Genomic DNA, 14,197 nt, shown 5'->3' on the forward strand with positions numbered 1-14,197 from the left:
GCGTGGCAGTCTGATCGGCGAAGCAATACCGGGCCGCATCTAGTCGGACCGCCTGGCGAACCGGTCTCCCCTGCCAATGCCATTTGCTTGTGTCCTGGACACCGTTACCTTGCGGCGCCGCGCGGAACGCGAAGACACGACCAAACGCGGCATTCGGGATGAGTTTGATGCGGGAACGCCCGGCGGCATGCGAGGCGAAGCGATGCCGACACCACAATTCAAACCGTCTTCAGCATCCCGCCGTCGACGAAATACGTCGAGCCGACGCTATAGCTGGCCCGCTCCGAACACAGAAACACGATGAAATCCGCAAGCTCCTCGGGCGTGGCGAAACGGCGAATGGGCGCGTGCTCGTTGGCGACCTGTTGCAGATGCCCCTCCCAGTCGCCGCCGGTATCCGCCGTCAGCTGCTTGGCGGTCTTCACCCAGTCGGGCGTGAGCACGAGCCCCGGATTGATCGTGTTGACGCGGATATTGTCCTTGATGACCTCGTTGGCGAGGTTCTTCGAGAACATCATGAGCGCGGCCTTGGTCACGTTGTAGATCGGTTCATAACCCAGCGGCTGCACCGCGCAAATCGACGCGTTATGCAGGATCGCGCCGCCGCCGCGCTCGCGCATCGTCGGCACGAAGCCGCGCGCGAGGCGCACGGCGGCCATCACGTGCAGATCCCAGTACGCCTGCCACTTCTCGTCGGGCGCATCCATGATCGTTTCGTTGCTGCCGGTGCCCGCGTTGTTGAACAGAATGTCCGTGCCGCCGAACGTGTCCTTCGTGGCATCGACGAGCCGCGCCACGCCCTCCGCACTCGACACGTCGCACGCCACCGCCAATGCACGCACGCCGTGACGGGCCGCAATGTCTGCGGCGGCGGCCTCCAGCCGTTCGCGCTGCCGCGCCGCGAGCACGAGATGCACGCCTTCGGCTGCGAACGCATCGGCCACGGCAAGGCCGATGCCGACGCTGGCGCCCGTCAATACGGCAACCTTGCCGCGCAGTTTCAGATCCATCGAACGTCTCCTGTGTCGAGCGCAGCCGCGTGCTTCGTCACTGACTGCGGCCTCATGCAACGGTGCCGAAGCGGGGGTTACGCCGGACTTGCCGAACTGCGCGCCGGGGCGCTCAAATCACGCCCGAGGAACGCATGTCGGCAAGATGGCGCTTCATGTCCTGGACGTCGAGCGCGTGCGCCTCGCCCTTTTTCAGCGCCACGCTGGTCGAAAGAATGTCGACGATCACGAGCGCCGCGAGCCGCGAGGTCGTCGGCGTATAGACGTCGGTGTTCTCCAGCGTCTCGGCCACCACCGCCACGTCGCAGTAACGCGTGAGCGGCCCGTGCGAGCCCGTGATCACGACCACGCTCGCGCCGCGCTCCTTCGCCGTGCGCGCCACCTCGATGAGCGAGCGCGTCGCACCCGTGTTCGAAATCGCCACCACGGCGTCGCCGGCCTTGAGCATGGAAGCCGCGATGAACTGCTGGTGGGAATCCTGATGCGCGATGCAGGGCACGCCAAAGAGCGGAAACTTCTGCTGCGCGTCGAGCGCCACGATGCCCGATGCGCCGAAGCCAAAGAACTCGATGCGTTGCGCGGCCGCGAGCAGGTCCACCGCACGCCCGATCGCCTCGAAGTCGAGCTTCTTGCGCGCCCAGTCGAGGCTCGTGATCGTGTAGTCGAAGATCTTGGTGGCCACCGTTTCAGGCGCGTCGGCCGCCGCGAGCACCGAATGCGTGGCAGGCGCGCCCAGCGCGAGGCTCTGCACCGCGCGGATCTTGAATTCCTTGAAGCCGCTGCAGCCGATGGTGGCGCAAAAACGCAGCACCGTGGGCTCGCTCACCTGCGCAAGCCGCGCAAGCTCGGACAGGCTCAGGTCCGCGATCGTGTGCACGTTGGCGAAAATGTAGTCGGCAACTTGCCGGCTGCCGCGCCGCAGGTTCGGCCGGGCGCGGTCAATCACTTCAAGAATGTTGTAATCGGGCACGCGAAAATTCCTTCGTCGACAGGCTGGCGCAGCGCCGTGGCCGCATGGCCGCGCGGCGGCCACCACGCAACCACCAGGCAACCACCACGCAGCCGCCGCGCGGTTGCGACGGGTTACGACGCAGTTTAGCGGAAGAGCCAGCGGCGCCAGAAGTTCGGGCCCTGCTGCATGAGCACCGCCGCGACGATGATCACGCCCATTACGACCTGCTGGTGATAGCCCGGCACGCTCGCGAGATTCATGATGTTGCCGATCACGCCCAGAATCAGCACGCCCATCAGCGTGTTCAGCGCCCCGCCCTTGCCGCCCATGAGGCTCGCGCCGCCGATCACCACCGCCGCGATCACGGTGAGTTCGTCGCCCACGCCCACGGTCGGCGCCCCCACGCTCGCGCGCGAGGTGGAGATGATGCCCGCCATGGCCGCCAGCACGCCCGAGCACACGTAGGTGCCGAGCACGTGGCGCGCCACCGGCACGCCGGAAAGCCGCACCGCTTCCTCGTTCGAGCCGATCGCGCGCACCACGCGCCCCGCGCGCATGCGGCCGAGCAGAATGGCGCCGAGCACGAACACGATCAGCATCACGAGCGTCGGCCCCGGAATGCCGAGGTAGCTCTTGCGGCCGAAGTCGAGCAGCGCCTGGCCCGAGTCGTCGACGAGAATCGGCGAGCCGTTCGAGACGATCATGGCGATGCCGCGCGCGACGGTCATCATCGCGAGCGTGACGACGAACGGCGTGAGACGGCAGAACGCCACGAGCACGCCTGAAACGAGCCCGCACACCCCGCCCGTGACGAGCGCGGCGCCCAGCGCGAACGCGAGGCCGTGGTCGGGAATCAGCAGCGCCGAAAGCACGCTGCCGAGCGCCGCGACCGAGCCCACCGAAAGATCGATGCCGCCGGTCAGCACGACCAGCAGCATGCCGACCGACATGATGCCGACCTCCGCCACCTGGCGCGAGATGTTGGAGAGGTTCGCGATGGTAAAGAAGTCGTCCGAAATAAACGATGCGGCCACGATCAGCACGACGAGAATCGCGACCGTATTGAATTTGCGCGCGGCTTGCCAGCCATGCTTGAGCGACGCGATGCCGAAGCGGCGCTCGCGCGAATCGGAGGTGACGGCGCTGGGGTTCATGATGGGTGTCTCCAGACTGATTGGGCTTGAGGATCAGACATGCGTGAGCGGAGCACGGTCGCGCGGCGGCGCGCCCTGCGTTTCGCCCGGGTCGCGGCGCAGCGAGAGCGAGAGAATCGCTTCTTCGCTGTACCCGGCGGGCCGCAGTTCGCCGCGGATGCGCCCGTCGCCCATCACGAGAATGCGGTCGCACAGGCCGATCAGCTCCTGGTGCTCCGACGAGATCACGAGGACGGCCTTGCCGCGTTCGGCAAGCTGGTTGATGAGGGTGTAGATCTCGACTTTCGCGCCCACGTCCACGCCGCGCGTGGGCTCGTCCAGAATGATGAGATCGCCGTCGGCATGGAACCATTTCGCGAGCACGACTTTCTGCTGGTTGCCGCCCGAGAGCGTCGAGACGTCGGCGTCCATCGAGCGCGCCTTGATGCGCAGCGCGTCCATCAGCTGCGCGACACGGGCGCGCTCGCGCCCGAAGGCGAGAAAACCGCCCGGCGCGCTCACCGACTTGAGCGCCGCGAGCGTCGCATTGATGCGGATCGGCATCCGGAGCACCGCCCCCTGGCCCTTGCGGTCCTCGGGCACGAAACCAATGCCCGCGCGCACCGCCGCCCGCGGCGAGCGGGCGTTCAGGCGCCGGCCCTTGAGTTCGACCGCGCCGGCCTCGGACCGGTCCGCGCCGAAGATCAGGCGCGCGACCTCGGTGCGTCCCGAGCCGATCAGCCCGCCGAGCCCCACCACCTCGCCCGCGCGCACCTCGAACGAGACGCCGCGCACCGCGTTGCCGCGCGCCAGATCGCTCACCTTGAGCACGACGTCGCCGCGCGTGGCGTGCCGCTCGGGGAACAGCACCGAAAGCGGGCGACCAACCATCTTGCGGATCAGCTCATCGCGCGTGAGGTCGGCGGGCTTGACCGTGTCCACGCGCTTGCCGTCCTTGAGCACGGTGATGCGGTCCGCGATCGCGAACACTTCTTCGAGCCGGTGCGAGATGTAGACGATGCCCACGCCGCGCGCGCGCAGTCCACGCACGATTTCGAGCAGGCGCCCGGCGTCCGAGGGCGCGAGCGCGGCGGTCGGCTCGTCGAGCACGAGCAGCTTGAGCTCGCCGGAAAGCGCCTTGGCGATTTCGATCACCTGGCACTGCGCGGCGGACAGCGTGCCGACGAGCGCCGCCGGATCGATCTCGAAGCCGAGGCTTTCGATCAGCGCGCGCGCCTTCGCGCGCAGCGTGCGCCAGTCGATCATACGAGGCAGCGCGCCAAGAAAGACGTTCTCGGCCACCGAAAGATCGGGCGCAAGCGCCGTTTCCTGGTGAATCACGGCAATGCCCTCGGCCAGCGCCGCGTGCGGATTGTGCAGCACCATCTCGCGCCCCTCCACGCGAATCGTGCCGGCATCGGGCTGATGGCCGCCGCCGATCACGCGCATGAGCGTCGATTTGCCCGCGCCGTTTTCGCCGACGAGCGCATGCACTTCGCCGCTTTTCACGTCGAAGTCGATGTTCTCGATCGCATGAATGCCGCCGAAGCGTTTTTCGATGCCCGTGAGCGCGATGAACGGAATCATGGAACGTCCTCCATCCGGACGGGCGCGCGCCGCACCTCGGCAGCACGCGCGATCGTCCTGAAACAAGGCCTAGAAAATCGCCTTCGGGTTGTAGTACTTGTCGACGTTGCTCTTCGAAATCGCCACCGGCGGTGTGTACGAGAGCTTCGGCACGCTCACGGCCTGGCCCTCGGCGGCCTTCATGCCGATGTCGACGGCCGTGCGCGCGACGAGCGCCGGGTCGTTGAGCGCGGTCACGCCGTACTTGCCCTGCTTGATGAGCGCGAGCGCTTCCTTCTGGCCATCCGCGGCCGCCACGAGCGTGATGCCCTGGCGGTTCGCGCTCTCGATCGCGCGCCGCGCGCCGAGCACCATGCTGTCGTTTTCGCCGAGCACCATGTTGATGTCCTTGTTGGCGACGAGCAGATCCTCCATCGCCTTCAGGCCGCCTTCGTCGGACCAGTTGCCCCAGCCCTGGCCGACGATCTGCACGTCGGCCTTGCCGGTCTTTTCGAGCTGCGCTTCGATGATGCCGTCGAGCACGCCGTCGCGGCGTTCCTTGCCGACCGGATTGCCCTTCTCGCCCGAGATCAGCGCGATCTTCAGCGGCTTGTCGCCCATGTTGTCGACGACCCAGCGGCCGACGAGCGCACCGTTCTGGCGATTCGACGACTGCACCAGCGTGAGGTAGTTGGCCTTCGGGTCAAGCGTGCTGTCGATCACCACGACCTTCACGCCGGCCGCGCTGGCCGCGTTCACGGCGCCCACCAGCGCCTCCGGATCGGCGGGATCGATGATCAGCACCTTCACGCCGCGCGTAACGAGATCCTCCACGTCGGCGATCTGCTTTTGCATCTTGCCCTGCGCGTCCGCGACGATCACGTCGGCGCCCAGCTCGGTCGCCCGGGCCTTGGCAGACTCCATCGCGGCCGCGAAGTACGGTGCGTTGAGCACCTTCATCGAAATGCCGACCTTGATCTTGTCCGCGGCGAACGCGGGCGCGGTGGCCACGATGCCAGCCGCGGCGAGCGCGGCGGCGCACATCAGCTTCTGCATGAAACGCGACATGTCTCCTCCTGTTATCGATGTGTCACGCGGTAAAACGGCGCGTTGCGCGCGGGTGCCGCGATGCGGCACCGGTTCATGACGCGAGCAACTTGCCGGGATTCAGGATGCCTAAAGGATCGAGCGCGGTCTTCACCGCGCGCATTGCGGCGAGTTCGGCGGGGCTGCGCGAGAGCGCGAGCACCTCCAGCTTCTTGGTGCCGATGCCGTGCTCCGCGGATACCGAGCCGCCCATCTCGCCCGTCACGCCATAGACCGTGCGCTTGACTTCGGCGGCGGCGCTCGCGGGCCAGTCCGGCTGCTGCACGACGATGTGCAGATTGCCGTCGCCCAGATGGCCGTAGATCAGGATCGTGGCGTCGGGCCATTGCGCGCGCAGGCGTTCGTCGCAGCGGCGCGCGGCCTCGCCCACGTCGGCAATCGAAAAGCTCACGTCGAACGAAACGCGCCCCGGGATCAGGCGGCCGTACTCGCCGGGCGCATCGCGGATCGCCCAGAACGCCGCGGCCTGGCTTTCGTTGGTCGCGAGCGCGGCGTCTTCGAGCGTGCCGGCTTCGAGCATCGCGGCCAGAAACGCTTCGAAGGCGTCGTTCTGGCTTTCGGGATCGGCGCCGCTGCTTTCGAGCAGCACGTAGAACGCGTGGCGGCCCGCGAGCGGCGCGCGCAGTTCGGGCAGGCGCGAGAGCACGAAGTCGTAGTAGCCCGGCCACATCACTTCGAAGGCCGAAACACCGGCAGGCAGGCGCTCCTGGGCGAGGCGCAGCAGCGTCGTGACGCTCGCGTAGTCGGGCACGCCGCACCATGCGGTGGAGACGGCGCGCGGCTTCGGGCGCAGCCGCAGCACCGCGCGCGTGATCACGCCGAGCGTGCCTTCGCTGCCGATCAGCAGATTGCGCAGATCGTAGCCCGTGTTGTTCTTGATCATCTTGCGCAGGCCGCCGACCACGCTGCCGTCCGCGAGCACGGCTTCGACGTCGAGCGCCTGTTCGCGCATCATCCCGTAACGGATCACGCGGTTGCCGCCCGCGTTGGTCGCGAGGTTGCCGCCAATGGTCGCGCTGCCGCGCGCCCCCAGATCGAGCGGAAACATGAAGCCCGCGGCGTCGGCGGCTTCCTGCACGGTCTGCAGCGGGACGCCCGCCTGCACCGTCATGGTGGCGCTCACCGGATCGATCTCCTCGATCGCATTCATCAGTTCGAGGCTCAGCGCCACTTCGCCGCCCAGCAGACACGCGCCGCCCGCCAGCCCGCTCAGCCCGCCCTGGGTCACCACCGGCTGGGCGTGCGCATGGCAGATGCGCAGCGCCGTGGCCACCTGCCCGGTCGTGCGCGGACGCACGAGCGCAATGGGCTCCGCGCACGGCATGCGGCTCGAGTCCGCGTGGCGGCGGCCGGCGAACTCCGCCGGCAGGCTCACCACGCTCGCGCCCAGCGCCTCGCGCAATGCTTCCACCACAGGCGCGCCTGCCGCGGCGCACGCCGGAAGAGGGCTCTCTTGCATGCTTGCCTCCTGCTTTTTCCTGGGACGCTCCAGTTAGTCGCAGAGCGTAGGTTATTTGAACTGTAACGATAGTAACACTTCTATTTACTGAGTGAAAACAGCGAAATACCTCGGTAAAAACCCGTATAGTCGTTTGTTTCACAAACTATATCATCGCAAACACTAACGTTTAGAAAACTGCACGAACCTGATCTTCGAGGGAGATGAAAGCGATGCAATGGCCCGAACCGCGTTCGTTCGACGTGGATCTGGCGACCGGCCTGATGGCCGGCACCGATTCGCACTACCAGAAACGCCTTGGCGATCTCGCCGGGCTTTACGCCGACACGCGCGCATTCGAGGCGCTCGCCGCCTCGCGCGGCGACGAGGTCGTTTATGAAGTCACGGATCACCGGCCCAACGCGAACCCGGGCGACCTCATCACGGGTGTGACCCGCATGGGCGCGGGCAAGGTGGGCGACGAGTTCTTCATGACGCGCGGCCACATTCACGCGAACGTCGACCGCCCGGAGCTGTACTTCGGCCTCAAGGGCCATGGACTGATGCTGATGGAAGCGCCCGACGGCGAGACGCGCATCGTCGAGATCCGCGCGAACACGGTCTGCTACGTGCCGCCGCGCTGGATCCACCGTTCCGTCAACCTCGGCGGGAGCGACTTCGTGATGCTGTTCTGCTACCCCGCCGACTCGGGCCAGGACTACGCCATCATCGAGCGCTCGAACGGCATGCGCACGCGCATCGTCGACGACGGCGCCGGAGGCTGGTGCAGCGTGCCCAATCCCGCCTGGCGCGCGCGCACGCGCACCGAGATCGACGCGCTCATTGCGTCTCACCCCGAAATGGAGCAGGCACGATGAGCTACGCCGCCGCCACGAAACCCACCTTCTATTTCATCGGCGTGACCACCGCGCAGAGTTCGATCATGCGCGTCTTCCCGGCGTGGGCGCGCCATCTCGGGCTCGGCGACGTCGAGATGAAAGGCATCGACTTCGCACCGCACGCGAACCCCGAGGCCTATCGCGAAGCGGTGGAGTTCATCCGCCGCGATCCGCTCTCGCTCGGCGCGCTCGTCACCACGCACAAGATCGACCTGTACGCGGCGTGCGGGGATCTCTTCGACGAGATCGACACGCATGCGCGCGTCATGGGCGAAACGAGCTGTCTCTCGAAACGCGACGGCAAGTTCGTATGCCACGCGAAAGATCCCATCACGTCGGGCTTCGCGCTCGACGGCTTCCTGCCGCCGGAGCATTTCACGCGCACCGGCGCCGAAGTGTTTTCGATGGGTGCGGGCGGCTCGACCATCGCGCTCACGTGGCACCTGATGCAGCAAAGCCGCGGCGCGAACCGGCCCTCGCGCGTGATCGTCTCGAACCGCTCGGGCGCGCGCCTCGAGGAAATCGCGCGCATTCACCGCGAACTCGATCTGGGCGTGCCGTGCGAGTACGTGATCGCGCCCCACCCCGAGGACAACGACGCCGTGCTTGCGCGCCTCAAGCCGGGCGCGCTCGTGATCAACGCAACCGGACTCGGCAAGGACGCGCCGGGTTCGCCGCTCACGGACGCGGCGCGCTTTCCCGAGCGCGCCATCGCCTGGGATCTCAACTATCGCGGCAATCTCGTGTTCCTCGACCAGGCGCGCGCGCAGCAGGACGCGCGGCGCCTGCAGGTCGAGGACGGCTGGACCTATTTCATTTACGGCTGGACTCGGGTGATGGCCGAGGTGTTTCATATCGACATTCCGACGCACGGCCCGGCTTTCGATGAAATCTGCCGGATCGCCGCCGCGGCGGGCAAACCGCAGCCGGCGCAGTCGGCATAACCGGCCCGCGCCACGCCGGCGGATACGCCGCCGCAGCAGCCGGTCGCGTGAACGCGGGCGGGCGCACTCATCCACTCCATTCGAAGGACCGACGATGTATCTCGACAAATTCCGGCTGGACGGCAAGCTCGCCGTGGTGACGGGCGCCGCGCGCGGGATCGGCTTCGCGATTGCCGATGCGCTCGCGCAGGCCGGCGCGCGCGTGGTGCTCACCGACATGCACCAGGGCGCGCTCGACGAAGCCGTAAGCAAGCTCGCGGCGGCGGGCGCGCAGGTCGAAGGCGAACGGCTCGACGTCACCGACGCGGCCGCCGTGCAGCGCGTGCACGACGCCTTGATCGCGCGCCACGGCCGCGTGGACGTGCTCGTGAACAACGCGGGCATCGCCATCTCGAACCATCCCGCGGAAACCATGACCGACGAGGTCTGGGACCGCGTGATCGACGTGAATCTCAACGGCGTGTTCCGCTGCTGCCGCGCGTTCGGCAAGAGCATGCTGGAGCGCGGCGCGGGCAGCATCGTGAACGTAGGCTCGATGTCGGGCTTCATCGTGAACCGGCCGCAGGAGCAGGCGAACTACAACGCGTCGAAGGCGGGCGTGCATCACCTCACGCGCTCGCTCGCCGCCGAATGGGGCGCGCGCGGCGTGCGCGTGAACGCGGTCGCGCCCACCTACATCGATACGGAGATGAACAAGTACGTCTACGAGAACGAGGAGATGTACCGCCACTGGGTCGGCGGCACGCCGATGAACCGGCTTGGCCGCGTGGACGAAGTGGCCTCGGTCGTGCTCTTTCTCGCCAGCGAGGCCGCGAGCCTGATGACGGGCTCGATCGTGCTCGCCGACGGCGGCTACGTGTGCTGGTAAGCATGAGCGCCGCGCCTCTTTCCATCGACGTCGAAACCTTCGAGATGCCGCTCGCGGCGCGTCTCGCGGCGCCGCGCGCGCATGCGCCGGTCGCCGCCGGCGAAGTGGCGCTCTACTGGCTCGGCCAGGCGGGTTTCGTGATCGAGGGCGCGGGCTTGCGCCTGCTGATCGATCCGTATCTCTCCGATTCGCTCGCGCGCAAGTACCGCGGCACGCATTATCCGCACGAGCGCATGATGGCCGCGCCGATCGCGCCCGAGGACTTCGACCGCGTCGACCTCGTGTTCTGCACGCACCGCCACACCGACCACATGGACCCCGACACGCTGCAGCCGCTCGCGCGGCGTTTTCCGCAACTGCGTTTCGTGGTGCCCGCGGCCACGCTCGACGAAGCGGTGAAGCGCTGCGGCGTGGATGCCGCGCGCCTGATCGCCGTCGATGCGGGCGAGCGCGTAAGGCCGCTGGCCGGTGCGCCGGACCTGAGCGTCGCGCCGCTCGCCTCGGCGCACGAGACGCTCGACACCGATGCGCAGGGGCGCCACCCCTGGCTGGGCTACGTGATCGAAATCGCCGGCGTGCGCCTCTATCATTCGGGCGACTGCGTGCCGTATGCGGGGCTCGCCGAGCGCGTTGCCGCGCTCGCGCCGCATCTGGCGCTGCTGCCCGTGAACGGGCGCGACGCCGAGCGCGGCGGCCACGGCGTGCCGGGCAACTTTACGCTCGACGAAGCGGTGACGCTCGCGAAGGACGCGGGCGTGCGCGCGATGATCGCGCATCATCATGGCCTCTTCGACTTCAACACGATCGCGCCGGACGAGATCGACGCGCGCATCGCCGGGGAGCTCGGCGCGCTGGCGCTCTACCGCGCGCGCACCCAATGCGCGTGGCGCGTGCGCGCCCGTGCGGGCAGCGCCTGAACTTCGGGACTCCCCACGATGGGAGAAGCAAACATGGAGACAACCTATCTGGCAATCGACGTGGGTACCGGCAGCGTGCGCGCCGCGCTCGTCGATGCGAACGGCACGATCCGCCGCCTCGCCGCACGCGAGCACGAGCAGATCGTGCCGCGCTACGGCTGGTCCGAGCAGCGGCCGCTCGACTGGTGGGCAGGCGCCGTCCACGCGATCCGCGAAGTGCTCGCAGCCGAGCCGGGCGCGGCGCAGCACATCGCCACGATCTGCGCCTGCGGACAGATGCACGGCACCGTGCTCATCGACGCCGGGGGTGAGCTCACGCGCGAGGCCGCACCGCTCTGGAACGACAAGCGCGCCGCCGCGCAGGTCGAGGCCTTTCGCGCCCGCCACGGCACGGGCGCCGACGCGCACGCATGGCTCGCGCGCACCGCGAATCCGCCCACGCCTGCGTGGCCCGGTTTCAAGCTTCAGTGGATCCACCAGCACGAGCGCGAGGCGTACGAACGCGCCGCGACCGTATTCATGCCGAAGGACTACGTGAACTTCCGGCTGACCGGCGAGCGCGCCTGCGACTGGAGCGACGCCTCGATGACCTTCCTGATGGACCCGCAAACGCGCGCGTGGTCGCCGGTCATGCTCGACGCGCTCGGTCTGGACGTGCGCAAGCTGCCGCCCATCCGCGCGCCGCACGAAGTGCTCGGCGCGGTGACGAAGGCGGCCGCGCAGGCCACCGGTCTGCGCGAAGGCACGCCCGTACTGGTGGGCGCAGCCGATTATCCGGCTTCGGTGCTGGGTTCGGGCGTGCATGAGCCCGGCCTTGCCTCGGACATCACGGGCACCTCGTCGATCATCACGGTGATTGCCGACACGCCCATGCTGCATCCGGAGGTCTCGAACGTCGCGACCTGCGAGGGCTTGTGGGGCCGCTTCACGCTGCTCGACTCGGGCGGCGACGCCATGCGCTGGGCCCGCCGCGCCTTCCACGAGAATGCGCTCTCGTACGAAGACGTCGCACGCAAGGCCGCCGAAGCCCCCGTGGGAGCCGAAGGACTTTTCTTCCTGCCCTACCTCACCGGCGAGCGCTTCGGCGCGCAGCCGAACTCGCGCGCGCAGTTCTTCGGCATTGCGGCGCGGCACGGTCTCGCGCATCTGCATCGCGCCGTACTGGAAGGCGTGGCCTTCGGCGTGCGCCGCCATATGGCGATGATCCAGCCCGCGGGCGTCGCGATCGAGCGGCTCGTGGCGGCGAGCGGCGGCGCGAAGGCCGCGCTGTGGCTCGACATCAAGGCCAGCATGTATCGCACGCCGGTGCTCGTGCCCGCGGAGGTCGAATGCGGCGTGATGGGTTGTGCGCTGCTCGCGGCGACCGCCACCGGCCAGTTCGCGACGCTCGGCGAAGCCGTGCGCCGCTTCGTGCGTTTCGCGCGCGAAGTGCAGCCCGACCCGCGCGCCGCCGACACTTACGACCGCATGATGCCGATCTTCGAGCGCCTCTATACGCATTCGCAACAGTTCTACGACGACCTCGACCGACTCGCCGGAGACGAGGCATGAGCGCATCGTCACCACGCGCCGTGCTCTGGGACATGGACGGCACGCTCGCGCTCAGCGAACCGCTGCATATGCACACGTTGATCGCGGCGCTCGCGCACTACTGCGTTCAAGCCGGCGACGAACTGCATCCGCTGATGTTCGGCCGCACCGGCCTCGACGTGTACCGCATCTGCCGCGAGCGCTTCGGCATCGAAGCGGATTTCCCTACCTGGTCGGCGCTGCGGGCCGCGCGTTATGTGGCCGAAGCGCCGCAACTCGAAGCGCGCCCCGGCGCGCTCGAACTCTGGCGCGCCGCGCACGCAGCCGGGCTGCGCCAGGCCATCGTCTCGAACGCGGGCCGCATGCTGCTCGAAGCGAATCTGAACGCGCTCGGACTGCAGGCGCCGGAGCGCGTCTCGGTGAGCGCCAATGACGTGCGCCACGGCAAACCCGATCCTGAAGCGTATCTGCGCGCCGCGTATCTGCTCGACGTCGAGCCCTCCGAGGCCATCGTCATCGAAGACAGCCCGACCGGCGCGCGCGCCGCGCTCGCCGCCGGCATGCGCGTGCTCGGCTGGCCCGATGCCGGCGCGTCCGGAGTCAACGCGAACTTCCCCGAGGGCACACGAATCGTGCGCAGCGCAGACGAAATTGCCGCCGCGCTCGGGTTGCCGGACGCACTCTTTTCCGAACCCGCATCTAAATCCCCGTCGCAGACCACGCCATGTTGAGAACCAGCATTTTCCCCTCGCGCTACGTCCAGGGCGCAGGCGCGCTCGCCACACTCGATGCCGAACTCGCGCGTCTCGGCTCGCGCGCCGCGTGCCTCGTCGACCGCAATGTCGCTGCGCTGCTCGAACCGGTGCTCGCGCGTGCCGAGCGCGTCACATTGCAGGTGCGTGAAGTCGACGCCGCCTGCACCGAGCGCTCGGTCGCCGAAACCGCCGAGTGGATTCGCGTGAGCGGCGCGGACGTGGTGGTCTCGTTCGGCGGCGGCAAGGTGATCGACACGGGCCGCGCCGCCGCCGACGACCTGCGCCTGCCGTTCGCCTGCGTGCCGACCATCGCGGCATCGGATGCGCCGTGCAGCGCGCTCGCCGTGATCTACGACGAAGCGGGCCGCGTGGTGCGCGACCGCTTCGTGCGCCGCAACCCGGATCTCGTGCTGCTCGACACCGCCGTGATCGTGCGCGCGCCCGCACGCTTTTTCATCGCCGGCATTGGCGACGCGCTGGCGACGTACTACGAGGCCGAAGCGTGCCGGCGCGCCCATGCAAGCAACCTGTGCGGCGGACGCGGCACGGCGCTCGCCTTCGAAGCCGCGCGGCTGTGCCGCGACCTGCTGTTCGCGCACGCGCCGCAGGCGGTCGAAGACTGCCGCGCGCAGATCGTCACGCCCGACTTCGACGCGACGCTCGAAGCCACCGTGCTGCTCTCGGGCATCGGCTTCGAATCGGGCGGCGTGGCGGCAGCGCACGCGATCCATCACGGGCTCGCCGACCTGGCTTCGTCGCACAGCCTGCTGCACGGCGAAAAAGTGGCGATCGGCGTGCTCGCCTCGCTGTTTCTCTCGACCGTCTCCGACGACGAACGCCGGCGCGTGTTCCGCTTTTGTCGCGCGGTCGGCCTGCCGACGCGCCTCGCGCAGGTCAACGTCGATGCCGCCGACAACCACGCGCTCGAAACCGTGGCGGCACGCGCGTGCCGCACGGGCGAAATCATCCACAACGAACCGTATCCCGTCGAGCCTGCCATGGTCGTCGCCGCTCTCAAGGCAATGGACCGCTATGCCGCGCGCCTCGACACACTCGTCCAGCAAGGAGCTGCCTGACC

General features: G+C 68.2%; 13 protein-coding genes. 7 read left to right on the forward strand and 6 right to left on the reverse strand.

Annotated features, from left to right (window positions below; translation table 11 throughout):
• Window positions 1-218: 218 nt before the first annotated feature.
• The 6 genes from BAC01S_RS15940 to BAC01S_RS15965 form a co-directional block, all read right to left on the reverse strand.
• Window positions 219-1,010: an SDR family NAD(P)-dependent oxidoreductase gene (locus BAC01S_RS15940; RefSeq protein WP_027795671.1), complete on the reverse strand. Its 792-nt coding sequence runs from the start codon at window positions 1,008-1,010 to the stop codon at window positions 219-221.
• A gap of 112 nt (window positions 1,011-1,122) precedes the next feature.
• A complete protein-coding gene (locus tag BAC01S_RS15945; RefSeq protein WP_027795672.1) occupies window positions 1,123-1,980 on the reverse strand; it encodes an SIS domain-containing protein in 858 nt (285 codons plus the stop codon).
• Between the two features lie 125 nt (window positions 1,981-2,105).
• The gene (locus BAC01S_RS31460) at window positions 2,106-3,116 is read right to left on the reverse strand and encodes an ABC transporter permease (protein ID WP_084168608.1); all 1,011 of its coding nucleotides are present in this window, start codon (window positions 3,114-3,116) and stop codon (window positions 2,106-2,108) included.
• A 33-nt stretch (window positions 3,117-3,149) separates the two neighbouring features.
• Window positions 3,150-4,682, reverse strand: a complete 1,533-nt coding sequence (locus BAC01S_RS31465) for a sugar ABC transporter ATP-binding protein (RefSeq protein ID WP_043202457.1) — start codon at window positions 4,680-4,682, stop codon at window positions 3,150-3,152.
• A gap of 69 nt (window positions 4,683-4,751) precedes the next feature.
• Window positions 4,752-5,729, reverse strand: a complete 978-nt coding sequence (locus BAC01S_RS15960) for a sugar ABC transporter substrate-binding protein (RefSeq protein ID WP_218001699.1) — start codon at window positions 5,727-5,729, stop codon at window positions 4,752-4,754.
• Between the two features lie 73 nt (window positions 5,730-5,802).
• A complete protein-coding gene (locus tag BAC01S_RS15965) occupies window positions 5,803-7,227 on the reverse strand; it encodes an FAD-binding oxidoreductase (RefSeq protein WP_027795674.1) in 1,425 nt (474 codons plus the stop codon).
• Between the two features lie 212 nt (window positions 7,228-7,439).
• Between BAC01S_RS15965 and BAC01S_RS15970 the strand changes: the two genes are divergently transcribed.
• From BAC01S_RS15970 to BAC01S_RS31475, 7 genes are all read left to right on the forward strand, one after another.
• A complete protein-coding gene (locus BAC01S_RS15970; protein ID WP_027795675.1) occupies window positions 7,440-8,084 on the forward strand; it encodes a glucose-6-phosphate isomerase in 645 nt (214 codons plus the stop codon).
• A complete protein-coding gene (locus tag BAC01S_RS15975) occupies window positions 8,081-9,049 on the forward strand; it encodes a shikimate dehydrogenase family protein (RefSeq protein ID WP_027795676.1) in 969 nt (322 codons plus the stop codon). Before BAC01S_RS15970 ends, BAC01S_RS15975 begins: the two co-directional genes overlap by 4 nt.
• A gap of 94 nt (window positions 9,050-9,143) precedes the next feature.
• Entirely contained in the window at window positions 9,144-9,917 is a 774-nt protein-coding gene (locus BAC01S_RS15980; RefSeq protein WP_027795677.1) for an SDR family NAD(P)-dependent oxidoreductase, read from the forward strand.
• A gap of 2 nt (window positions 9,918-9,919) precedes the next feature.
• On the forward strand, window positions 9,920-10,834 hold the full coding sequence (locus BAC01S_RS15985) for an MBL fold metallo-hydrolase (RefSeq protein ID WP_052408760.1): 915 nt from the start codon (window positions 9,920-9,922) through the stop codon (window positions 10,832-10,834).
• 33 nt (window positions 10,835-10,867) lie between these two features.
• The gene (locus BAC01S_RS15990; RefSeq protein ID WP_027795679.1) at window positions 10,868-12,385 is read left to right on the forward strand and encodes a xylulokinase; all 1,518 of its coding nucleotides are present in this window, start codon (window positions 10,868-10,870) and stop codon (window positions 12,383-12,385) included.
• Complete coding sequence (locus BAC01S_RS31470; protein ID WP_043202460.1) at window positions 12,382-13,095, forward strand: HAD family hydrolase; 714 nt, start codon at window positions 12,382-12,384, stop codon at window positions 13,093-13,095. The genes BAC01S_RS15990 and BAC01S_RS31470 overlap by 4 nt, the downstream gene beginning before the upstream one ends.
• Window positions 13,089-14,195, forward strand: a complete 1,107-nt coding sequence (locus BAC01S_RS31475; RefSeq protein ID WP_043202463.1) for a glycerol dehydrogenase — start codon at window positions 13,089-13,091, stop codon at window positions 14,193-14,195. Before BAC01S_RS31470 ends, BAC01S_RS31475 begins: the two co-directional genes overlap by 7 nt.
• Window positions 14,196-14,197 lie beyond the last annotated feature (2 nt).

Origin of the sequence: Paraburkholderia acidipaludis NBRC 101816, from assembly GCF_000684975.1 — a bacterium.
Lineage (GTDB): Bacteria > Pseudomonadota > Gammaproteobacteria > Burkholderiales > Burkholderiaceae > Paraburkholderia > Paraburkholderia acidipaludis.